This window comes from Pseudomonas pichavaramensis (genome assembly GCF_050473265.1).
Lineage (GTDB): Bacteria > Pseudomonadota > Gammaproteobacteria > Pseudomonadales > Pseudomonadaceae > Aquipseudomonas.
The window spans coordinates 200,798-223,000 of the sequence record NZ_JBJKFJ010000008.1 but is presented as its reverse complement, the minus strand read 5'-3'; the positions used below and the strand labels follow the sequence as shown (position 1 = coordinate 223,000).

The 22,203-nt window shown below is 56.4% G+C and carries 17 protein-coding genes and 1 tRNA gene; 9 read left to right on the top strand and 9 right to left on the bottom strand.

Going from position 1 to position 22,203, the window contains the following annotated elements; all coding sequences use genetic code 11:
• Window positions 1-133 precede the first annotated feature (133 nt).
• The 6 genes from dnaG (at window position 134) to ACJRW5_RS15165 (ending at window position 10,198) form a co-directional block, all read left to right on the top strand.
• Entirely contained in the window at window positions 134-2,134 is a 2,001-nt protein-coding gene (dnaG, locus tag ACJRW5_RS15190; protein ID WP_484571335.1) for a DNA primase, read from the top strand.
• 67 nt (window positions 2,135-2,201) lie between these two features.
• On the top strand, window positions 2,202-4,052 hold the full coding sequence (gene rpoD, locus ACJRW5_RS15185) for an RNA polymerase sigma factor RpoD (protein ID WP_484571334.1): 1,851 nt from the start codon (window positions 2,202-2,204) through the stop codon (window positions 4,050-4,052).
• A gap of 162 nt (window positions 4,053-4,214) precedes the next feature.
• On the top strand, window positions 4,215-7,949 hold the full coding sequence (locus ACJRW5_RS15180) for an EAL domain-containing protein (RefSeq protein ID WP_484571333.1): 3,735 nt from the start codon (window positions 4,215-4,217) through the stop codon (window positions 7,947-7,949).
• 153 nt (window positions 7,950-8,102) lie between these two features.
• Window positions 8,103-8,179 (top strand) — tRNA-Ile (locus ACJRW5_RS15175).
• Window positions 8,180-8,270: 91 nt separating this feature from the next.
• A complete protein-coding gene (locus ACJRW5_RS15170; protein ID WP_484571332.1) occupies window positions 8,271-9,110 on the top strand; it encodes an EcoRI family type II restriction endonuclease in 840 nt (279 codons plus the stop codon).
• Between the two features lie 116 nt (window positions 9,111-9,226).
• Entirely contained in the window at window positions 9,227-10,198 is a 972-nt protein-coding gene (locus tag ACJRW5_RS15165; protein WP_484571331.1) for a DNA-methyltransferase, read from the top strand.
• 277 nt (window positions 10,199-10,475) lie between these two features.
• On the opposite strand, the gene ACJRW5_RS15160 is transcribed toward ACJRW5_RS15165, so the two are convergent.
• The 9 genes from ACJRW5_RS15160 to ACJRW5_RS15120 form a co-directional block, all read right to left on the bottom strand.
• Window positions 10,476-10,829 carry a hypothetical protein gene (locus ACJRW5_RS15160; RefSeq protein WP_484571330.1) on the bottom strand — a complete coding sequence of 118 codons (354 nt, stop codon included), beginning with the start codon at window positions 10,827-10,829 and terminating at the stop codon, window positions 10,476-10,478.
• On the bottom strand, window positions 10,826-11,047 hold the full coding sequence (locus tag ACJRW5_RS15155) for a hypothetical protein (protein ID WP_003290952.1): 222 nt from the start codon (window positions 11,045-11,047) through the stop codon (window positions 10,826-10,828). The genes ACJRW5_RS15160 and ACJRW5_RS15155 overlap by 4 nt, the downstream gene beginning before the upstream one ends.
• Before the next feature lie 4 nt (window positions 11,048-11,051).
• Window positions 11,052-11,234: a hypothetical protein gene (locus tag ACJRW5_RS15150; RefSeq protein ID WP_003085024.1), complete on the bottom strand. Its 183-nt coding sequence runs from the start codon at window positions 11,232-11,234 to the stop codon at window positions 11,052-11,054.
• A 1-nt stretch (window position 11,235) separates the two neighbouring features.
• On the bottom strand, window positions 11,236-11,433 hold the full coding sequence (locus ACJRW5_RS15145) for a hypothetical protein (protein WP_484571329.1): 198 nt from the start codon (window positions 11,431-11,433) through the stop codon (window positions 11,236-11,238).
• Window positions 11,430-11,891: a DUF5681 domain-containing protein gene (locus ACJRW5_RS15140; protein WP_484571328.1), complete on the bottom strand. Its 462-nt coding sequence runs from the start codon at window positions 11,889-11,891 to the stop codon at window positions 11,430-11,432. The genes ACJRW5_RS15145 and ACJRW5_RS15140 overlap by 4 nt, the downstream gene beginning before the upstream one ends.
• 37 nt (window positions 11,892-11,928) lie before the next feature.
• Window positions 11,929-12,636, bottom strand: a complete 708-nt coding sequence (locus tag ACJRW5_RS15135) for a hypothetical protein (RefSeq protein WP_484571327.1) — start codon at window positions 12,634-12,636, stop codon at window positions 11,929-11,931.
• Between the two features lie 421 nt (window positions 12,637-13,057).
• Window positions 13,058-14,713: a DUF3987 domain-containing protein gene (locus tag ACJRW5_RS15130; protein WP_484571326.1), complete on the bottom strand. Its 1,656-nt coding sequence runs from the start codon at window positions 14,711-14,713 to the stop codon at window positions 13,058-13,060.
• A 130-nt stretch (window positions 14,714-14,843) separates the two neighbouring features.
• Window positions 14,844-15,062 carry a helix-turn-helix domain-containing protein gene (locus ACJRW5_RS15125; RefSeq protein ID WP_320525060.1) on the bottom strand — a complete coding sequence of 73 codons (219 nt, stop codon included), beginning with the start codon at window positions 15,060-15,062 and terminating at the stop codon, window positions 14,844-14,846.
• A gap of 224 nt (window positions 15,063-15,286) precedes the next feature.
• The gene (locus ACJRW5_RS15120) at window positions 15,287-16,543 is read right to left on the bottom strand and encodes a tyrosine-type recombinase/integrase (protein WP_484571325.1); all 1,257 of its coding nucleotides are present in this window, start codon (window positions 16,541-16,543) and stop codon (window positions 15,287-15,289) included.
• A gap of 557 nt (window positions 16,544-17,100) precedes the next feature.
• Here ACJRW5_RS15120 and ACJRW5_RS15115 point away from each other — a divergent pair.
• The 3 genes from ACJRW5_RS15115 to ACJRW5_RS15105 all read left to right on the top strand — a co-directional run bounded on the left by ACJRW5_RS15115 (window position 17,101) and on the right by ACJRW5_RS15105 (window position 21,914).
• Window positions 17,101-18,222 (top strand): Fic family protein, encoded by a 1,122-nt coding sequence (locus tag ACJRW5_RS15115; RefSeq protein ID WP_484571324.1) that lies wholly within the window; start codon window positions 17,101-17,103, stop codon window positions 18,220-18,222.
• A gap of 170 nt (window positions 18,223-18,392) precedes the next feature.
• Complete coding sequence (locus tag ACJRW5_RS15110; protein ID WP_484571323.1) at window positions 18,393-19,163, top strand: nuclease-related domain-containing protein; 771 nt, start codon at window positions 18,393-18,395, stop codon at window positions 19,161-19,163.
• 66 nt (window positions 19,164-19,229) lie between these two features.
• On the top strand, window positions 19,230-21,914 hold the full coding sequence (locus tag ACJRW5_RS15105) for an NACHT domain-containing protein (RefSeq protein WP_484571322.1): 2,685 nt from the start codon (window positions 19,230-19,232) through the stop codon (window positions 21,912-21,914).
• Window positions 21,915-22,203: the final 289 nt, after the last annotated feature.

Here is a 22,203-nt window from a genome sequence, read left to right as displayed (position 1 = left end):
CGCTCGAATGCCCGGCCTCGGCCGGGCATTGCATTTACAGAACTCCGCTTCGCCAATTGGCGAATGGCCGGAGTTTTTTGCATTTCTACCCATCACTGTTCCGCCTTCGCGCCGAGCAGTATGCTGAGCGCCTATGGCCGGCCTGATCCCGCAATCCTTCATCGATGACTTGCTCAACCGCACCGACATCGTCGATGTGGTGAGTTCGCGCATCCAGCTGAAGAAGACCGGCAAGAACTACAGCGCCTGCTGCCCCTTCCACAAGGAGAAGACCCCCTCCTTCACCGTCAGCCCGGACAAGCAGTTCTACTACTGCTTCGGCTGCGGCGCCGGCGGCAATGCCCTCGGCTTCGTCATGGACCACGATCAACTGGAATTCCCCCAGGCGATCGAGGAACTGGCCAAGCGCGCCGGCATGGACGTGCCGCGCGAGGAAAGCGGTCGCGGGCACAAGCCCCGGCAACCAGTCGACTCGCCGCTCTACCCGCTGCTCAACGCCGCCGCCGAGCACTATCGCCAGGCCCTGAAGAGCCATCCGCAGCGCAAATACGCCGTGGAGTACCTCAAAGGCCGCGGCCTGACCGGCGAAATTGCCCGCGACTTCGGCCTCGGTTTCGCCCCACCCGGCTGGGACAACCTGCTCAAGCAACTGGGCGGCGATGCCCTGCAGCAGAAGGTCATGATCGACGCCGGCCTGCTGATCGAGAACGCCGAGAACGGCCGGCGCTACGACCGTTTCCGCGACCGTATCATGTTCCCCATCCGCGATAGCCGCGGCCGGGTAATCGCTTTCGGTGGCCGAGTGCTGGGTGACGACAAGCCCAAGTACCTCAACTCGCCGGAAACCCCGGTGTTCCACAAGGGCCAGGAACTCTACGGCCTCTTTGAGGCGCGCAAGTACAACCGTGACCTCGACGAGATCATGGTGGTCGAGGGCTACATGGACGTCATCGCCCTGGCCCAGCAAGGCCTGCGCAACGCCGTGGCGACCCTGGGTACAGCGACCAGCGAGGAGCACCTCAAGCGCCTGTTCCGCATCGTGCCCAGCGTACTGTTCTGCTTCGACGGCGACGCCGCCGGCCGCAACGCCGCCTGGCGCGCCCTGGAGTCGACGCTATCGAGCCTGCAGGACGGCCGTCGCGCACGCTTTCTTTTTCTGCCCGAAGGCGAAGACCCGGACACCCTGGTGCGCGCGGAAGGCACCGATGCCTTCCGCGCCCGCATCAATCAGCATGCGCAGCCATTGGCCGACTACTTCTTCCAGCAGCTTTGTGAAGAGGCCGACCCGCGCTCGCTGGAAGGCAAGGCGCATCTGGTGACGCTGGCCGCGCCATTGATCGAAAAGATACCTGGCAACAACCTGCGCGCCTTGATGCGCCAACGCCTGAGCGAGATCACCGGCCTCTCCGGCGAAGCGCTCAGCCAGGTCGCCAGCAGCCCTCGCAGCCCGGCACCAAGCCCCAGCAACGCGGCGCCCAGCAGCGACTACCCGGACTACGGCGACATCCCCGACAGCGCTTATTACGACAGCCTGCCGGATGTCGACGGTTACGAGCAGCCGGCGCCACCGCAACAGCAGTACTACGAACGCAGCAACGAAGGCGGCAAAGGCAGCTGGAAAAAAGACGGCGGCAAGTGGAACAAAAAAGGTAAAGGCGACTTCGCCCCACGTGCCCCACGCACCGCAGTGAGCGTCGAATCACCACATCTGATCGCCCTGCGCACCCTGCTGCACCATCCGCAGCTAGCGCAAAAGGTCGAGGATGTCAGCCATTTCGCCGACGAAGACGACACCTACGCCCAGCTGCTGGTGGCGTTGGTCGGCGCCCTGCAGAAGACTCCCAGCCTGCGCTCACTGCAGTTGATCGCTCGCTGGCACGGCACCGAACAGGGCCGTCTGCTGCGGGCCTTGGCAGAGAAAGAGTGGCTGATTCGGGGCGACAACCTTGAACAGCAGTTTTTCGACACCATTACTACACTTGCAAATAGTCAATCGCAGAGGCGGCGTGAAAAAGCGCTCCGCAGCATCATTCATAAAAGCCCCAGCGAGCTCACAGACGAGGAAAAGACATTGCTCAGAGAGCATTACAGCCTCCCTGCTCCCTCCAGCGACAAGAGTTCAACTGGCGCCTGAGCCTCTTTTTCTGGTATAATCCTCGGCTTGTTTTCAGCCCGCCAAGACCTTCAGTGGATAGGGTGTTATGTCCGTAAAAGCGCAACAGCAATCTCGTTTGAAAGAATTGATCAGCCGCGGTCGCGAGCAGGGTTACCTGACGTACGCGGAGGTCAATGACCACCTGCCGGAAGATATTTCCGATCCGGAGCAGGTGGAAGACATCATCCGCATGATCAACGACATGGGGATCAACGTATTCGAGAGTGCTCCGGATGCGGACGCCCTGTTGTTGGCCGAAGCCGACACCGACGAAGCAGCCGCTGAAGAAGCCGCTGCCGCCCTCGCTGCCGTTGAGACCGATATCGGCCGCACCACTGACCCGGTGCGCATGTACATGCGTGAAATGGGTACCGTGGAACTGCTGACCCGCGAAGGCGAGATCGAAATCGCCAAGCGTATCGAGGAAGGCATCCGCGAAGTCATGAGCGCCATCGCTCACTTCCCCGGCACCGTCGACGGCATCCTCGCCGAGTACACCCGTGTCACCACCGAGGGTGGCCGTCTGGCCGAAGTCCTCAGTGGCTACATCGACCCGGATGACGGCAGCGTGCCCGAAGAGTCCGCCGCACCTACGCCGGTCAAGGACGGCGCCGCCGCTGACGACAGCGACGACGACGAAGACGACGACGAGAACGGCGACGACGAGGAAGAAGAAGGCGATGGCGGCCCGGACCCGGAAGAAGCCGCACGCCGCTTCGGTGCCGTGGCTGAACAGCAGGACAAAGTCCAGAAAGCCCTGAAGAAGCATGGCCGTGGCAGCAAGCAGGCTATCGAAGAGCTGGCCACGCTGGCCGAGCTGTTCATGCCGATCAAGCTGGTGCCCAAGCAGTATGACGCTCTGGTCATCCAGGTTCGCAGCGCCCTCGACCGCCTGCGCGCGCAAGAACGCGCCATCATGCAGCTGTGCGTACGTGATGCGCGCATGCCGCGTGCCGACTTCCTGCGCCTGTTCCCGGGCAACGAAGTCGACATGGACTGGTCCGCCGACCTGGCCAAGGGCAAGGCCAAGTACGCCGAGGCCCTGGGCAACCTGCAATCCGACATTCAGCGCTGCCAGCAGAAGCTCGCCGACCTGGAAGCCGAGTGCAGCCTGAGCCTGGCCGAGATCAAGGACATCAACCGTCGCATGTCCATCGGTGAGGCCAAGGCCCGCCGCGCCAAGAAGGAAATGGTCGAGGCCAACCTGCGTCTGGTGATCTCGATTGCCAAGAAGTACACCAACCGCGGCCTGCAGTTCCTCGACCTGATCCAGGAAGGCAACATCGGCCTGATGAAGGCGGTGGACAAGTTCGAATACCGTCGCGGCTACAAGTTCTCGACCTACGCCACCTGGTGGATTCGCCAGGCGATCACCCGCTCGATTGCCGACCAGGCGCGCACCATCCGTATTCCGGTGCACATGATCGAGACCATCAACAAGCTCAACCGCATCTCCCGCCAGATGCTGCAGGAGATGGGCCGCGAGCCGACTCCGGAAGAGCTGGGTGAGCGCATGGAGATGCCTGAGGACAAGATCCGCAAGGTATTGAAGATCGCCAAAGAGCCGATCTCCATGGAAACCCCGATCGGCGACGACGAAGATTCGCACCTGGGCGACTTCATCGAGGACAGCACCATGCAGTCCCCGATCGACGTAGCCACGGTCGAAAGCCTCAAGGAAGCCACTCGCGAAGTACTGGCCGGCCTCACCGCCCGTGAAGCCAAGGTCCTGCGCATGCGCTTCGGGATCGACATGAACACCGACCACACCCTCGAGGAAGTGGGCAAGCAGTTCGACGTCACCCGTGAGCGTATCCGTCAGATCGAAGCCAAGGCGCTGCGCAAGCTGCGTCACCCGACGCGAAGCGAGCATCTGCGCTCCTTCCTCGACGAGTGATGACAAAACCCCCGGCCCTGCCGGGGGTTTTGCTTTGGGTGCCAGACAAACCAAAGGCTGTGCGCTACGCGCAAAATACCCTGGCAGCACTGCAATCAAACTGCCATCCCAGCGCCAGCGGGTCTACACTGCGTACCATACTGATCTCGAAACGAGGCCGTTATGCCCCGCTTGCCGGCCATTCTGCTGTTGTGCCTGGCGTACTGGATGACCCCGGCTCTGGCCCTGACACTCGACGAGGAAGAGCGCACCTGGCTGGCGGCCCATCCCGAGCTGCGCCTGGGCGTCGATGCATCCTGGCCTCCTTTCGAGTTCCGCGATGAGCAAGGCCACTATCAAGGACTCACTGCCGACTACGTCCGCCTCATCGAGGATCGCCTCGGCGTACGGATAGAACCCGTGCAAGCCAGCAACTGGAGTGCAGTGCTGGAACAGGCACGCAGCGGCCAGATCGATCTGCTTCCCGGCGTCATGTCCACACCTGAGCGCCAGGAATATCTCACCTTCACCCGCCCGTATCTGGACTTCCCCATTGTCATCCTGGCGCGTAGCGGCGGCCCGCAGCCGGAGCAACTCGACGATCTGTATGGCCTGAAAGCCGCCGTCGTCAGCAACTACGCCCCACATGAACTGCTGCGTCAGCGCCACCCCGACCTCAACCTTCTGCCCCTGCCCAGCGTTGCCGCTGCCCTGCAGGCCCTGGCCACGAACCAGGCCGACGCCATGGTTGGCGACCTCGCCTCCAGTGTCTGGAGCCTGCGCCAACTCAAGCTGGACGGTCTGTACATCAGCGGCGAGACGCCCTACCGCTACCAACTGGCCATGGCGGCGCCGCGCGGGCAACCCACGCTGATCGCCATTCTCGACAAACTCTTCGCAGATCTCAGCAGCGATGAAATCGAGGCCCTGCAGGAACCCTGGGTAGGTGGCGTGCTGGACAGGCGGGCAGTCTGGCATCAGGCGCTGCTCTACGGGCTGCCCGCCCTGCTGGTGCTCCTGGCCGTCATTGCCTTCATCCTGCGCATCAATCACCGCCTGAAGCACGAGATGCGCAACCGCGAAGCGCTGGAGCAGGAACTGCGCAGCAGTGAGCAGCACTTTCGCGACATGGTCGAAAGCCTCTCGGCCATCACCTGGGAAACCGAGTCCAACGGGCTGAACTACACCTACGTGTCGCCCCACGCCGAAAAACTGCTCGGCTACCCGCTGCAGGCGTGGCTCGAACCCGGCTTCTGGCAACGCCATCTGCACCCCGATGATCATCAGCGCGCCCTGCGCAGCTGCCTTGAGCATTGCGCCGCCGGCCAGGACCACGCCCTGGAGTATCGGCTGCTGGCAGCGGATGGCCGCACGGTCTGGGTACGCGACATCGTCACCCTGCTGCAGCGTGACGACCGCCAGGTGGTACGCGGCCTGATGGTCGACATCAGCGACGCCAAGCAGACCGAACAGGCCCTGCGTCTGTCCGAGCAAAAATTCGCCTCGGTGTTCCAACAGTGCCCGGACATCCTCATCATCGCCCGTCGTATCGACGGCGTGCTGCTGGAGGTCAACACCGCGTTCGCCGAGCTAACCGGCATCAGCATCGAACAGGCCATCGGCAAGACAGCGACCGAACTCGACCTCTGGGGCACACCGGGGATTGGCCCGAGCCTGCTGCTGCGCTTGCAGGAAGAGAGCATACGCAACCTGGAAATGCCCTTCCGCCGGGCCGACGGCAGCCTGTTCACCGGGCTCATCTCAGCCAGCACCTTCATCCTCGACAACACCCCGGCACTGGTAGTCGTGGTGCGCGACATCAGCCAGCTCAAACGCACCCAGCAGCAGTTGCAAATATCCGAGGAAAAGTTCGCCAAGGCCTTTCATGCCTCGCCCGATGGCCTGTTGATCACGCGTCTGCGTGATGGCCTGCTGGTCGAGGCCAACGAAGGCTTCAGCCACATCACCGGCTACAGCCTCGACGAGATCGGCCAGCACAGCACGCTGAGCCTGGGAATATGGGACGACCCGCAGGATCGGCAGCGCCTCATACGACAAGTCCGCGAGCAAGGTAGCGTGCGCGAGATGATCGCCCCGGTACGCAACAAGAGCGGCCAGTTGCGCATCTGCGAACTCTCCGCGCAACCGTTACCCATCGGCGGCGACGAATGCCTGCTGACCATTGCTCGCGACATCACCGAGCGCCAGCAGATGCAGGCGGAACTGCAGCAGGCCGCCACCGTGTTCGAGAGCACCGCCGAAGGCGTGCTGATCACCGACCTCGAACAGCGCATCACCGCCGTCAATCGCGCCTTCACCCAGATCACCGGCTACAGCGAGGCCGAAGCCCTCGGCCAGCGCCCCAGCCTGCTCTCCTCCGGGCAACACGACAACGCCTTCTACGCCACCATGTGGCACAGCCTGGCGGCGCACGGCCACTGGCAGGGCGAAATCTGGAATCGGCGCAAGAATGGCGAGCTCTACCCCGAATGGCTGACCATCAGCGCCGTACGCAACAGCGACAACCACATCACCCACTTCGTGGGCGTCTTCGCCGACATCTCCAGCCTCAAGCACGCCCAGGCCCGCCTCGACCACCAGGCCCACCACGACCCGCTGACCGGCCTGCCCAACCGCCTGCTGTTCGAGAATCGCCTGCGTAGCGCGCTGGATGGTTCACGAGCCGACGATCAACTGGGCGCGGTGTTGTTCCTCGACCTCGACCGCTTCAAACAGATCAACGACAGCCTCGGTCACCCGGTTGGCGACCAGTTGCTCAAAGCCATCGCCGCACGCCTGAAACAGCAGTTGCGCGATGTCGACACCGTGGCCCGCCTTGGCGGCGACGAATTCATCATCCTGCTGCCTGGCCTGCATCAGGAGCAGGATGCCGAGCAGGTCGCCCAGAAACTCATCGAATGCTTCAGCGCGCCCTTCGCGCTGGATCATCACGAGTTCTTCATCAGCGCCAGCATCGGCATCAGCCTCTATCCCAAGGACGGCATCGATGTCGCCACGCTGATCAAGAACGCCGATGCAGCCATGTACCAGTCCAAGGCCAAGGGGCGTAACCGCAGCGAGTTCTACACCCGTTCGCTGACTTTCCAGGTCAACGAGCGCATGGCCATGGAGCAGGAACTGCGCCGCGCCCTGGAGCGCAACGAACTGCGCCTGTTTTATCAACCCAAATACTGCCTGCGCAGCCAGAGCCTGGTCGGCGCCGAAGCGCTGGTACGTTGGCCACATCCGGTGTTCGGTGATATCCCGCCGGATCGTTTCATCCCGGTGGCCGAAGAAAGCGGGCTGATCCTGCCACTGGGCGACTGGGTGCTGGCGGAGTCCTGTCGTCAATTGCAGCAGTGGCAGAACGACGGCCACAGCTTTGGCCCCGTCTCGGTCAACCTGGCTGGCGCACAGTTGAACCAGCCGAGCCTGCTGCCGCGTATCAGCGAGCTGCTGCAGCGCCACGATCTGAAACCGGAATTGCTGCAGCTGGAAATCACCGAAAGTTTCATCATGAACCAGACCGGCGAAGCGCTGGACATCCTCCACCGCCTCAAAGCGCTTGGCGTGCAGCTGGCCATCGACGACTTTGGCACCGGCTACTCCTCGCTCAGCTACCTCAAGCGCCTGCCGCTGGACGTGCTGAAGATCGACCAGTCGTTCATCCGCGGCCTGCCGGACGACCCGCACGATTTGGCCATTACCCGCGCCATCATCGCCCTGGGCAACAGCATGCAGCTGACGGTGATCGCCGAAGGCGTGGAAACCAAGGCACAAGAGCTATGCCTGGCCGCCGAAGGCTGCCTGCAGATCCAGGGCTACGTGGTCAGCTGTGCCCTTTGCCCCGACACCTTCACCCGGAAATTTCTCTCGCCCGGTCAAGCGGTTGGCGCGGACGAGAACGCGCCGGTATAATCCGCCGGCCTTCTGGGGGCCTATAGCTCAGTTGGTTAGAGCAGAGGACTCATAATAGGGCGTTCGAAGCAAGGATTCTTAATTTAAATCAGCCACTTACATGGCAACAGTGATCTTCGAGTAAGTGCTGGTGTAAGCTACAAAGGTTTTCACGGGCCTATAGCTCAGTTGGTTAGAGCGCTCGACTCATAATCGATCGGTCGCAGGTTCAAGTCCTGCTGGGCCCACCATTTCCAAATGGTTTGCGCATGAGCAAGCCAGATTTCGCTCGACGACACTGCATGATATCTTTCGAGGTTTCATGCAGTGCCGGGGGGCGAGATGGCAGATAACGTAGAGTTTAAAGGCAAGGGACAAGCACTGCGGCTAGGCATCCAGCAGGAGCTCGGCGGCGGGCCACTAAGTATTTTTGGCGCTGCCGCACAAAAGCATGACCTTTCCATACGCGAAGTGACAGCAGGCGTGCTGTCCAAGCTGGCCGAGCAATTTCCTAACCTTGAATTTCGGCAACGCAGCTCCCTCAGCAAAAAAGAGATCAATGAAAGGTTGCGAGGGCTTGACCCTAGACTGGGGCAAGCGTTGTTCGTCGAAAGCGCCAGCATCCGCCCAGATGGCGGGATCACCGAAGTCATGGACCGATATGGCAATTGGCGAGTCATCTTGGTAGGCGAGTCAAAGCACCAAGGCAACGACGTCGAAAAAATTCTTGCTGGCGTATTACAGGGAAAAAACAAAGATCAAGACTTTATGGCTGCGGGAAACGCCATCGAACGCATGCACAAAAACGTCTTGGAACTGCGGAACTACATGCTTGATGAGAAGCACTTCCCATACGTCGTGTTCCTACAGGGCTCCAATTTTGCCACCGAAACCTTTGAGGTTACCCGACCTGATGGGCGCGTGGTCAAGGTGATACACGACTCTGGCATGCTCAACCGTATCGATCGAATAACGGCCAGCAGCCTTAGCCGTGAAATCAACCAGAACTATTGTGAGAATATAATCGTTAAGGTTGGCGGCCTTGATCAAATGTTCCAAATCGCTTCGCTGTACTGCAAAGCAGCCCCCTGGGCGGCTGGAGAAATGGCAGTGGTAATGCTAGAAATTGCAATGACCTCTCTTAGAATCATCAGCAACGATCTCGACATTAACCGGGCTTAATAGCCCTATACTAATTCGGAGTGCGGCTCGCATAATTGCCATGCTGCTCAATTCACCAAAAGCGAAAGCAAAGAGCTATGGCAAATAGATCTCACAGAAACGCAGGCCACCGCGCAATGAACGCGCTGAAAAAATCGGGCCTTAAACATTCATCTGAGGCATTAACCTCCATACGTGACGACGTAAGCACGAAGCACATCTTCGATGTCGGAGACTGCCTCGACATACTGGCAAAAATCCCGAGCAACTCTGTCCAGCTCATAGTCTGCGACCCTCCGTACAATATTCTACTCGCCGACTGGGATGACCACGCAGACTACATTGCCTGGGCCAAGCAATGGCTAGCTGAGGCTGAGCGCGTTCTAGCACCGACAGGTAGCATCGCTATTTTCGGTGGACTGCAATATCAAGGTGAGGCTGGCTCGGGCGACCTGCTTTCCATCATTTCTTACATGCGAGAGCACAGCAAGATGCTGCTCGCCAATCTGATCATCTGGAATTACCCGAATGGGATGAGCGCTCAGCGCTTTTTTGCAAACCGTCACGAGGAAATCGCATGGTTTGCAAAGTCTAAAAAATATTTTTTTGATCTTGATGCCGTACGCGAACCATATGACGAGGAAACAAAAGCGGTCTATATGAAGGACAAAAGGCTCAATCCCGAGTCTGTCGAAAAAGGCCGCAATCCGACAAACGTCTGGCGAATGCCTCGCTTAAACGGCAACTCACTTGAACGCGTTGGACATCCGACACAAAAACCTGCTGTCGTGATCGAGCGACTGGTTCGAGCGCTGTCATACCCGGGCTCTACCGTTCTCGATTTCTTTGCAGGTAGCGGTGTAACGGCTCGTGTTGCAATTCAAGAAGGTCGAAATAGCATCTGCACAGACAAAGACCCAATTTTCGAAGAATACATCGCAAAACAGATGACGTTCATCAAAGGCAATGGGCTATTTGATAAAACGCGCACGCATGAAGCATTCAAAGGGATAGACAACCTGCACCGCCTGAATGAAGCTGCCTCTGAGCCCGAAAGCGCTTACACAGAGCTTGCACAACACCAAAGCGAAAGTGAAATTTCAGGGTAAAGCAGGTCATTTCAGCTGCCTGAACAGATAATTCAGACTTACCTGTTCAGCACTCGCTAGCGCGGCGCTACAGGCCGCGCACTGTTGCCACCATACCCTAGCGGCGGCAGTGTGGTGATCGTCGCCCCAGCCGCCCGCTACGCTCGCACACTCACGACAACGGGCACCATGCGGCACCCGTTGAAGGCAGCGTCAGACAGGCAGGAGCTGTCCTGTCCCGCTGCTGCGGAGGTTGGATTTACGAGGGACTCGCCGCTATGCCTCGGCTCCCGTTGGACTAGAGCAGGTCGTAATCAACATCTTTTCTGCGACAGCCCAGAACCCCTGTGGCGCTCATCTCGTCGCACATGCGCAAGCGCTCCACGTCTTCCGAAAAGAACCACTTCCCGCAACGCATGCACTTCTTCCAGCCGACATGCCTGACCACGCGGGGCGGATCGAAAACAACGTCAAGGACTGGTTCCCGTCGCGTGCCGCCATCCTGTGGCCAGCGCTGGGGAATCACGAAGCCATAGGGGTTGGCTTCTGCTTTGAGGTTCGGGGCGGGCTTGGGCTTTGGCTCGACCTGTGGCCCGCTCCGGCGGTTTGTCGGCTGGGGTTGCCAGTTTGCAAGCCATGCGAGTTGAGTCATCGCAGCAGCCCCTCCCCAGCGATCCCACTGCGCGCGGTGCCGTCACTAATCCAATTCAGCAGGCAGTGCAGCACCACAGGGCCATCAGCGGGGCACATGCGACCGTCAGCAACAGCAGCGCCGAAGTTCTCGCTGATCCAGTCGCGCATTTCTTCACCCGCACCGCGCGAGCGCTCCAGCTTGCGCAACCGTGCCAGCATGCCCCGCGTGTCGGCCATGTGGTTACTCCTTCAGCTCGCGCAACGCCTCGCCCAGCTTGACCGCGCGAAGCAGGTTCAAGTCGGACATGGTTTGCCGATCTGCTTGTGCCTCAATGCGGTGCTGGTGAATTAGCTTCACTTCGTCAGGGGTTGCGGGCGTGCTGACGGGCGCGTTCTCGCGCGGGTCGGTGTGCATGTTGCGCATGTCAGTGATCCTCCAGTGGGCCAATTTGTTGAAGCAATCGCGCGGCTTGCCAGCGGACAGATGGTTCGTCGCTGTTAAGAATCGCCTCGTAGCATGTGGTGACGATCAGACGCTTATCGCCTTCCAGTTCCAGCTTCTCTTGGGCGATCTGTGCAGCGCTGCGAGGCTTTAACCACGCATAAGGGGTCGTGTAGCTCATTGGTTCTTTTCCTCCAGCGCTTGCAAGCGCGCCTCCAATTCATCAACGGCACGGATGCCCGCAACCGAATGGATGCAGTCGATAAGCATCCGTCCGGTTTCGGGATCTACGCGCCCTTCGGATACCGCGACGAGTACCTGATTGGCCTGCTCGTGCAGGGGCTTGTCAGGGTCAAGCTCAAACTCCACAGCAGCAGCACGCGCACGCAATGGCGGTTCAAGTCGCTGCGCCCATAGGTTCATGGCGCTGGTATCACCAGCAATCGCAGCCTCTTTGATGACGCGCGCCAGCTCTGAACCATCCTTTTGCAGTTCCTCGGCAAGCTGAGTCTTGCGGTTCTTGCTGCCCTTGGGTCTGCCGAGCGGGTTCCCGGACTGGCCGGGTTGCCAGCCCTTGGGCGGCTTGTTTGGCTGCGGGGTGAACCCCTGCAACCACTCAGGCTGAACTGTTTCAGTCATTTGATTGCTTCCTGTTTTTTGCAGAGGATCAGCAGCGTTACTCGCCGAACTTGAGGGCGGCCAGTGCTTTGTCATTGCCTTGACGAAGCTCATTCACCGTTGCCCACTTAGCGCCCATCGCTTTTTCCACCTGCTCAACCACCAGCGCACCAGCCTTCTCGATGTGAGACTTGGCACCGCGAATCACCTTGAGGCGTGCCGATGCTTGCGGGTTCATCCGCTCGTGCCACATGCGGGTATAAACGCGAGCCATGTTCGAATCGAGGCCAGACAGATATGCCGGTGCTCCGAGGCAAGCCGAAACTGAAACGGCATCGCCCTCATCAATTGCCTGCTGCAAGAACTTGTGGCGTTCCTCGGTGGGCATGTCCTTGACGAACTTGCGCACCTCGCCCGCGATACCCACAGAGGCGCGTGACTCAAGAGGCTGGCTCAGTTCTTCCTCGAACTTGGCAATCTGCTTGTCCATCGTGGAGACCAGCCCATCAAACTTTTTCAGCAGGCGCTGTTGATGGCGGTTTGCTGTCTCGGATACGGCCAGCACTTGCTGCCCCTCCGTCCAGGCTTGGTTCTTCTTCGCCGCGTCGCGCCCGTCGTGAAGTTTCCCGATGGTCTGATAAGCATCGTCCAGCGCTTCGATGGCCGGGGCGATATAGGGCATTGTCGAATCATCAAATCCGTCCAAGGCTTTCAGCGTTTCGGCGTGAAGTGTGGGCGTAACCCGTGAATCAATTTCTGTCGGCATGTGCAAACTCCTTGATAAAAGGCGCGTAACTGGTACGCATTGCTTACATGCTGGGAAGTGATCCGAGAGGTCCGCAAGGAATATTTATTTAAAGCAATTCCTTACAGCTCCAGAACAAACAAAGAACAGGGTTTTAGCTGTTAGTCGTTCAGCATTTTGCGCGCTGCAATACGCCAAACCCGCGCGGTGGCGGACTTGCGTGCATGCAGGAACTTGTAACTCGTTAGTGAAATAGTGCGGCTAGTGCGTTAGTCAGGGTGCAGGGGTCGCTGAATACCCAGCCAGCCTTTACACATACACACCCTCCACTAACACACTAACAACAACTACTTTTTCTATGTAAATACGTTGCTGTGCAAGGGTTTGGGGCGTTAGTAGCCCGGGCACTATTTGTGCGCTTGCACGCTAGCAGTGTGGCCATCTAGTCCTTCCATAACTTCAGCGCTTCCACTGCTTCTTCCCGCTGCTTCGAAAAGTCGAATTGAATCACTTGGTATGCCTTCCCGTGGTAGCTGTACCCTGTACCGACTTTCGCCCGATCCACTTCCGCAAGCCTGCCACTAGACACGAGGCTCCTCAGAGTGGCCTCAAGCGCGTAGGTGGCTCCAAGTTTATGGCCTGCAAATGGAGCGAGTTTCTGCGTCATAGGCTGGAGGTACGCGAGAGGGACAATCGAATTGAGGCGCATGCTCTCGAAGGACTTTTGGTAGCGCTCGGAGACCTTCTCCTGCACCAAGAAGCGGCGACATAAATCCAAGACCTTCTGCTCGCGTGCGTGGTCGTCCGTGCCAATATCGCCGCTGTCGAGGCGCTTGCGGAATAACTCAATGTCTCGTCGCACAAGTCCAAGCGCCCAATTGATATGAGTCTCAGTGACACAAGGGTGAGTTGGATTATCGGCTGCTGCCAGCAGGCAGGAGATGCGCAATACCTTCAGGCCCGCGCGGTTCCAAAGTTGACGGCGCGACTCGTCTTTGGTGGCATTAATTTCTGCGTCGCACTCGTCCTCTAGCTCGTCGTAGAGGCGCTGTGCATCCGGGGTAAGCGGGACGCACAGGTACTGATTCTTCACATCCCAATCGAACGCCAGCCCTACCAGCGTTGAGAGCGCATCCACAAGGTCGCTGCTAGGCGTGGTTATCTGATACGGATTCCTCGGTGGACGCTCACCGTCGTATTCAACAACAGTGAATCGAGACATAAATCCGTCCGCCATCATGCTCGGCGTAATCGAGTCAAAAAAGGTGCCCGGTGTCGTCTCGCCTAACACGCTATATGCCACGTCTGTATTGATGGAGGCGTTGTTCTCTTTGTTGCTGTACCCGATACCCCCTGCAATCGAATTCGGGCCAGACTTTTGATAAAGGTTCGTCATGACAGTGCGCAAGGTTGAATATGGCCCATCCTTGTCAGACGCCATTTTTTCGAACTTCTTGCCAAACTCACCCACCACATTCACGAAGCATTGATTCATGGCGACGTATTTCAGCAGCGCCGGGCCAGACGCGAAGTTGTCGAAAGAAACGTAATTGCCTGCGGCGGGAAGTTTCGCGGAAATCGCTCGTATAAGAGTCCCGATACCCTTGTGCATTGCCTCCTTGCCGATTGCACTACGCGCAACAAGCATGATGTAGAGGTTGAGTCCTGATTCCGTTCCCGTGACCCAGCGACGCCCGCAGATGCCCGCCAACAGGCCTAGTGCAGACACCACAGCAACCTCCGGCACAGGGCGCGGGGCCGCTTGGTAGATAAACTGAGCGATCTGCCCTGCGACACCAGGAGGCCACCCAAAAGCAGGGGAAGGCATTGCGAGCGCGGGCGGCTGCGCGGCGGCTGGGGTCGTGATCGGCACCGCGCCAGTGCTACCCCCTTGGCTCGCGCGCTGTGCTGCCTGTGCTGCCTGTGCTGCCTGTGCTGCCTGTGCTGCGCGCACGTTGCGCACGGTCTCATGCGGATCGAGCCCTGCGTCAAAGGCGCATTGCATGATGTACCTGTCGGCATCATCGTTATCAAACTGGCATCGCAAATTATCCGAGCCGCCAGAATTGGCCTGTCCTACGCTATGCGTGCTGTGCATGTTGTTCCTCTCCAAAGCCGTCCTGACCCGACGGCTTTTTTCTTGATTGGCTTACAGGTGCTTTACTCGGCGCGGGGCGGGCGCAGCGAAACGCTTGCAGCGCTTGGGCGTGCAAGTTACTGAACATTGTTTAGAGTGGAACGTGTTCGAATGCGACGCGGCGAGATTCGCGGAAGGCATCAAGCTCGGCCACCTTGTAAAGGCAGTGCTTTCCCGGCTTGTAGAACGGTGGGCCTTTCTTCTCGCTCGCCCAGCAAGTGAGCGTATTGAACGAGACACCGAGATACTCAGCAGCGTCGCGGCGCTTGAGATAGTCGTTAGGCTTTAGAGAAGCGGTTGCAGTGGTCATGACAAGTCCTCATCGACTTGCCTTACCGTGCGGGGAATTTTTTGCGCGCAACGGCAAGGCTTGCTTGCTCGTCTGGTCGCGCTGCCAAGGTAGACGAAAATTCGGCGTGCTAAGTACCGCTGAGGCACTTAGCCAGGGAGCATTGCGCTCCCTAGGCTTGTGTGTAAATAACTATAACTAACCGCAAATAAAAATGCTAGATAATGAGCGCTTGTTGGCTTTCGCTAACAGTTGTTCATCGCAGCTTGATTATTTATCCAGTCCGCAATGCGCTGCACTTCCGGCAGCAAATAGCGCAAGTCCCGCGTCGAGGTGTAATGCTTCAGCGTAATGGATTGCGGCAAATGATTAGTCAATATCTCTGCCTTCCACATTTCCACACCACACTCTAGCGCTATTGCAATGAAAGTGCGGCGCAAGTCGTGATTATGCAGGTGCATTCCTGCAACCTCGCTGACCATGCGCATAGTGCCTCGCGCATCCTGCATATGCGGGACTTTTGTGCCAGAGCGTGAAGGGAAAACGTATTCTTCACCCTTTCGCCGTGCTGCATGGCGTGCCGACAAAATCGCATGCAATGCGGTGCTCATTGGGATCGTGACAGTGTTGTGATTTTTTGTTTCCTCGAAAGTGAAATTAGGCACTTCGTCATCAAGGTTGACTTGCGACCAGCGCAACGCTGAACCTTCGCCTATTCTCGCACCTGTCAAAATAAGGAACATCACAAGATGCGATGCAGCAGCGTCGGCAATGTGGTAACGCTCTGTGTCGGTACGATCCGTTAATAAATTCCAGACAGCGCCAACTTTATTCAGCGGAATAAATTCATCACGCGCAGCCTCTTTATTCCACTGCACACTTTTGAATGCCTGCACCACTGGATTGATTGGCAAGATCGGATAAGTGCCGTCAGCAGCAACATTCGTTTCACGCGCCCAATTGAGTAAGGCGCGAAGATTTCGGAACGCCTGATTAGCGGAGATTGGGCCGGTGGCTGATAATTCGCGGAAGCGTTTCACGCATGCTTCGCGGGTAATGCTGACCACAGGTTTATCAGCCCAGTCAGCAAACTGCTTTTCTACGCACTTCTGAATATCGTCTTTGCTGGCAGGGCGAAGTGGGCCATGCTTCGTGCGCTTGTTTTCGATGTAGTCCAGCATCACGTCGCGGAGCGTTACGCCTTGTGCTTGCCGCTTCTTCTTTTCAGCTTGTGGGTTTTTCCCGTCGTGCATTTCTAACAGACGCGACAAGGCGCGCTTTCGTGCCTCATCAGTGCCCAGTAGATTGCATGGGCCGATGGTGTAGCGGCTCTCTTTACCCGTGCCTTTGACGCGCCCCTGCACGATGTAACTTTTCGCACCGCTGGCAGTGACTCGCACGGCAAAGCCGGGAGTGACGCTGCACCAGTAGAACGCCTGCCCCGCCTCAGGCAATGGCAGAGCATCGACGACTTGCTTCGTGAGCTTCTTAACTGTTGGCATGGCGCACCTCGCAGACGTTCTGTCGTACAGCGGGCGCTGTGGTTATCATGTTCATGTTGGTGCCTTCTCATACAAGGAACTGACCAAGCGCCCGGGAGTGTTGGTAGCACTCGCCGGGCGCACCTGTTTTTACACGTCAAGAAGTCGTGTAAGCACAAGTGTAAGCGGCACAGCCATAGACACACAACGACCACTATAGACAAGCATAGGCACAACTCGTTGATTTATATAGAATTGTAGACTTAAATACAGACAGGGATAGGTGAGCAAATAGCTGTCGCAGCTAACTCATAATCCTTTGGTCCACGGTTCGAGTCCGTGTGGGCCCACCACCTTCAAAGCCGCGCATTGCGCGGCTTTTGTGTTTCTGCGATGAGAAAAATTCGCTGCGACGCCGCCCTGTCGCCCACCAAGCGTCCACGCGCCCAAGGACTATAAAAGCTCCGCGGAGCCGCGCGGCATGGGGACGATTAGACAGTGAGCCGAATAGCCGGCATTATCGGCTCACTTAATGAGCCGAATAGGCTCGCTAATCGGCTCATAGATGAATGCATCCCATGAATGACCTGCTCTGGATCTGGCAGCGGCCCGACTGGCCACAGTTCAGTTGGCAAGGCGAAGCGCTTGCCCCGCTACTGCGCGCTTGCGGTCAGGCTCAGGGACGTTTATTAGGCATGCTCGGCGCGGTGGGCAGTGACACTGAAGTGCAGAGCAGCCTGGATGCCATGCTGCAGAACATCGTCACCTCTTCTGCCATCGAGGGTGAGCAACTGAATGTCGGTTCGGTGCGTTCATCACTGGCGCGGCGCTTGGGGCTTAGCGAAGAAGGTCGCACCACCTCACGCTCCGAAGGCCTCGCGGAACTGCTGCTCGATGCCACCTACCTGCATCAACAACCGCTAGACGAACAGCGACTTTTCACCTGGCACCGTTGGCTATTCCCCACCGATGACCAACTGCTGGCTCGACCGCTACACATCGGCAAACTGCGCGGCGAAGAGCCGATGCAGGTCGTTTCCGGTCGCATCGACCGCCCTACCGTACATTTCGAGGCCCCTCCCCGCGCAGGGCTGGAAGCGCAATTGGCGGACTTTCTCGCCTGGTTCGAGAGCAGCCGCAGCGATGCCAGCCTCGATCCCTTTCTGCGCGCCGGCATAGCCCATTTCTGGTTCGTGACCCTGCACCCGTTCGATGACGGCAACGGCCGCCTTACGCGCGCCATCACCGACCTGGCGCTGGCCCAAGGCGAGCAGCAGGCCATCCGCTTCTACGCCATGTCCGCGAGCATCCTCGAGGACCGCGCCGGCTACTACCACATCCTCGAAGCCAGTCAGAAAGATGGGCTGGATATCACCAGCTGGCTGCAGTGGTTTCTCAAGACACTACTCAAGAGCCTGGAGCAGGCCCTCGCTCGTATCGACCGCGTGCTGGTGAAGGCTCGCTTCTGGCAGGCACACCGCAGCCAAACCCTATCGGCGGAGCAAGTCAAAGTGCTTAACCGCCTGCTCGATGGCGGCGAACGCGGTTTCGAAAACGGTATCAGCGCAGCCCAGTACCAAGCCGTGGCCAAGGTATCCAAAGCCACCGCGACCCGCCATCTGAGCGACCTGCTGGAAAAAGGCTGCATCGAGCGGCTGCCCGGTGGCGGGCGCAGCACCCGTTACCAGATAGCACGCTGAGCGCCTGCACCGGGCTCATCAGCCCTTGATGCGTCATCGCGCCATAGGACAATGGTCGCGATCCCCTTGAGCACTCGAAAGCAATTGGCCATTATCGGCTCAGTGCCAGGCATCTGGATTTCGGCACACCTGCTCGCCTCTCCATCAAGCAGCTCGGCTCAAGGAAGAAAATGGATTACAGCCCGATAGTCGCCCAGGTCTGGGGCATGCTGACCTGGTTCATCCCTGCAGCGCTGCTGATCGGCCTGCTCAAATCACCCTGGGCCAAGGGGCAGATCGGTGAACTGCTGGTGCGCCTGTTCGCCCATTGGCAGTTGGACAAGCAAACCTACCGCCGCCTGCACAACGTCACCCTGAACACGCCAGACGGCACCACGCAGATCGACCACGTATTCCTCTCGCCTTACGGCATCTTCGTGCTGGAAACGAAGAACATGAGCGGCTGGATCTTCGGCAGCGAGAAACAGGCGCAGTGGACGCAGAAGTTTCCCAAACGCAGCATCAAATTTCAGAACCCACTGCGGCAGAACTACAAACACCTCAAAGCCCTGGAAGCCACCCTTGGCGTCAGTCCCGAGCACCTGCACTCGGTTGTCACCTTTGTCGGCGGCAGCACCTTCAAGACCGAAGTGCCGGCAAACGTCACCCAGGGCATAGGCTTTATCCGCTACATCCATTCATTCCAGCAGCCGGTATTCAGCGAGGCCGAGGTCGACGCCATGCTGCACGCTCTGCAAACCGGCCGCCGCACGCCTACCCTCGCCACCCACCGCGAGCATGTGCAAAACCTTAAGCGGCGCAGCGATCCGACAGCAGAGCGGCAATGCCCGACATGCGGCAGCGCGCTAGTGATTCGCACAGTGAAGACAGGGCCGAAGGCCGGACAGCAGTTCTGGGGATGTTCGCGGTTCCCGAAGTGCAGAACGATGCAGAGCTTATAGACGCAAGGGACAGCAAAGAATCTGAGCCTGTCTCAAAGTACTCCCCTTACCAGTAGAAAACGAGCCATGCAACAAAAACAAATTATATTAGACTCCATTCAACAGCTTCCAGAAGATGACTTCAGCAAAAACATACTGATACCTCTACTAGGAAAAATTGGATACACAAACATTGAGTTCAATGGCGGAGTCTACGAGCAAGGGAAAGACATTATCGCTCACATGCCAGCAGCATTGGGAAAAGATGAAATCCACGTTTTCCAGTCAAAGAAATTTAAATCAAAAAGAAGCACGGCAAGCCGAGAAAGCTTCTCTGAATATATCTACCAGCTTAATCTTTGCATCAAAAAACCAATTACATTATCAGACGGCAGCAAACGCAGACCTAACAAAGTTTATTTTGTAACACCTTACCAAGTTGACAGCAGGCACCTTGAGGAACAGTTTGAGACCCTCTCCCTTCCAAACATCGAAGTTCTCGATGGAGAATACCTAGCTGACAGCATAACAAAGCACTGGCCTTCATTTTCCAGAGACATAATCCCTGACACCGAATTAGCAATAAGCCCTGCCCTTGAAGAAATCTTCAACATAGAATTAAACAACGCACTACATATTACAGAGCAAAAAAAATACACAGAGTACTACAACGACCTTAACTTCTTCGTTGGAGAGGTGGATAGCTGCGTAGTATTTGGAGGCGAGATTGAGTACAAAATTGAAAAACATCCACCTTACTCAAAAAACGAATGGGATGAACTTAAAAAACTCAACTCCGCCCTGCAAGACCATGGGGACACCGGCATAATAACTAGCTCAATCATCGAAATTGAAGAAAAGTACAAAGCCGATCTAAGCGCCCATAATAGCGCATCAAACACCAAGCTAATAAAGCAATCAAATGACTTACAGATCGCCATAGCAAGTGGAAAGCAGAAAATAACCTCAACTCTCTCCGAAAGAATCAACTACTATTCTGAATTAAAAGAAACAACAGGATCAAAAGGTAGCATCTTCCCCGATGTAGCACTCACCCTTTCTTTGCTAGAGAACTTCAAGGATCAGGCAGGAAGCAACACAGAGATTGAGTGCCCAACTCGGACAGGCATACCCAAAGCAGCGCACGAAACGCTGCAATTTCTTTACAATACTAGAAATGAAGTTTTGAGATCAGAAAACGAGCGACTGCTCATCCTCAAAAAGATAATTCCACCACCTATCATTATGGCAAAAATTGATCCCATCTCATTTACAAAAAGAATAAATTCTAAAATCCGCCGCGCTGAAAACTACATTCAAAAACTGAACGCGCACTCACTAACATGCAGCGAAACCAAAACAATACTTGACGAAATAAACTCCCTTCTTCGAGCAATAGATGTAGCAACAAATCACAACCAAAGCGCCGTACTTTTCAGCATAGCCCAAGGATCAAAAAATAAAAATGTGCTTGATATATCCGCACACTCTATTTTTGACTCGGGCTGCAATATTGCCATATACGGCGAAGCTGGCGCAGGAAAAACAACAACCCTGCATATGTATGCAGACAAGCTATATCAAAATCGACAAAACGGGCAAATAACGCTTTTTCTTCCACTAAACAGGATAACAAAAAAAATTGGTGAAATGGACCAGAACTCCAGATCCAATTTAATCTCAGAAGAAAAACCATTTGAGTCTCTACTCAATGCATTTCTTTCATATAGAAACGTAGAGGCATCGACAGAAAATAGAAAATCACTAATACACGCACTGCAAACGTCAAAAAAGTGCACCGTAATAGTCGACGCCTTAGATGAAGCAAGCACTCACGCCCCATGGATCATACAAGCGTTATCCGATCTTCCATCTTATGTATCTCACGCCCAAGTGATTACTTCATCAAGGAACTGCGTTAAGTACATAAGAGAAGTCGAGTTCCTAGGAATCACTCTTCTTCCATTTACAAAAAAACAACTAGCAAATTTCATTTACGGATGGATTGGTGATGATGAACAGGCAGGTTCTCTACTAGAGATAATAGAGAACAAGGGGCTATATGACGTCGCAAAAAACCCACTACTCGCGACCATCATCTGTAGTCTTCACACCAGCGACGTACCCATACCAGAAAATGAGCCGGAGCTATACTGGAGAAAAATCGAACTTCTATGTGGATTGTACGACCATCACAAAGGGATCATTCGAACAAAAAACGAAAAAAGCTTCTTAGAAACTTGCTGCATAAAACTAGGATACCGCTTCCACAGGAACGAAATCAGGGAAACATCCATCCCAGAAATAAACAAACTTCTTATTTCCGATTTTGAAAACAGATATCCACCTTCTAAAATAGCAAGCGCAATTGACGACCTAATCTTCTCTTGCAACATCCTCATAAAACAACCAGGTAGTGAAAACTACGGCTTTGAGCACCTTCGCTATCAAGAGCTTTTGGCAGCAAAAGAAATCGAGAGAAACAGAAGCATCGATATAACGAGCGTGATCGGAAAAGAGTGGTGGAAAGGACCACTATACCTATACTCATTCAATCATGATATTCAGTTTTTAATTGATGAAATATATGCAAAAAAAGGTAACATTTCTAACTACAAAGAAACACTGATGCTAATGATTGAAGCCCGACCACCGAGGCAACGCAAAGACCTTATAGCGCTAGTAAACATGCTCGCAAAGCAAGATTCGTTTGACGGGCTTGGCCGAGCGTCAAGCTATGATTACGACTATGAGGATGAAGACTTCTACTGAAAGGTACAAAATTCGGTACACTAACGGTACGATGCCTAGCTTTTACGGATTTCGCAAAACTACGCTACAGCCCAGTAACGGCGCTGCTTTCAGCTTGTTTCACTTACCCTAAGCTGCTTACGGTTTTACTGGGTTTGAGGTATTTCTAGGCAACTCATAATCCTTCGCTCCACGATCCGAGTTTGCATGGATCTGCCATCTTCAAAGCCGTGCATTACGCGGCTTTTGCCTCCATAGAGTCGCCACAACCGTTTTGCTCACTGAAGTGATGGCCGCGTCTTCCTTGCGT

What these genes read in the sequence shown, in the direction of transcription:
- dnaG (WP_484571335.1), top strand. Translation starts at nt 134, where the DNA reads ATGGCCGGCCTGATCCCGCAATCCTTCATCGATGACTTGCTCAACCGC.
- rpoD (WP_484571334.1), top strand. Translation starts at nt 2,202, where the DNA reads ATGTCCGTAAAAGCGCAACAGCAATCTCGTTTGAAAGAATTGATCAGC.
- ACJRW5_RS15180 (WP_484571333.1), top strand. Translation starts at nt 4,215, where the DNA reads ATGCCCCGCTTGCCGGCCATTCTGCTGTTGTGCCTGGCGTACTGGATG.
- ACJRW5_RS15170 (WP_484571332.1), top strand. Translation starts at nt 8,271, where the DNA reads ATGGCAGATAACGTAGAGTTTAAAGGCAAGGGACAAGCACTGCGGCTA.
- ACJRW5_RS15165 (WP_484571331.1), top strand. Translation starts at nt 9,227, where the DNA reads ATGAACGCGCTGAAAAAATCGGGCCTTAAACATTCATCTGAGGCATTA.
- ACJRW5_RS15160 (WP_484571330.1), bottom strand. Translation starts at nt 10,829, where the DNA reads ATGACTCAACTCGCATGGCTTGCAAACTGGCAACCCCAGCCGACAAAC.
- ACJRW5_RS15155 (WP_003290952.1), bottom strand. Translation starts at nt 11,047, where the DNA reads ATGGCCGACACGCGGGGCATGCTGGCACGGTTGCGCAAGCTGGAGCGC.
- ACJRW5_RS15150 (WP_003085024.1), bottom strand. Translation starts at nt 11,234, where the DNA reads ATGCGCAACATGCACACCGACCCGCGCGAGAACGCGCCCGTCAGCACG.
- ACJRW5_RS15145 (WP_484571329.1), bottom strand. Translation starts at nt 11,433, where the DNA reads ATGAGCTACACGACCCCTTATGCGTGGTTAAAGCCTCGCAGCGCTGCA.
- ACJRW5_RS15140 (WP_484571328.1), bottom strand. Translation starts at nt 11,891, where the DNA reads ATGACTGAAACAGTTCAGCCTGAGTGGTTGCAGGGGTTCACCCCGCAG.
- ACJRW5_RS15135 (WP_484571327.1), bottom strand. Translation starts at nt 12,636, where the DNA reads ATGCCGACAGAAATTGATTCACGGGTTACGCCCACACTTCACGCCGAA.
- ACJRW5_RS15130 (WP_484571326.1), bottom strand. Translation starts at nt 14,713, where the DNA reads ATGCACAGCACGCATAGCGTAGGACAGGCCAATTCTGGCGGCTCGGAT.
- ACJRW5_RS15125 (WP_320525060.1), bottom strand. Translation starts at nt 15,062, where the DNA reads ATGACCACTGCAACCGCTTCTCTAAAGCCTAACGACTATCTCAAGCGC.
- ACJRW5_RS15120 (WP_484571325.1), bottom strand. Translation starts at nt 16,543, where the DNA reads ATGCCAACAGTTAAGAAGCTCACGAAGCAAGTCGTCGATGCTCTGCCA.
- ACJRW5_RS15115 (WP_484571324.1), top strand. Translation starts at nt 17,101, where the DNA reads ATGAATGACCTGCTCTGGATCTGGCAGCGGCCCGACTGGCCACAGTTC.
- ACJRW5_RS15110 (WP_484571323.1), top strand. Translation starts at nt 18,393, where the DNA reads ATGGATTACAGCCCGATAGTCGCCCAGGTCTGGGGCATGCTGACCTGG.
- ACJRW5_RS15105 (WP_484571322.1), top strand. Translation starts at nt 19,230, where the DNA reads ATGCAACAAAAACAAATTATATTAGACTCCATTCAACAGCTTCCAGAA.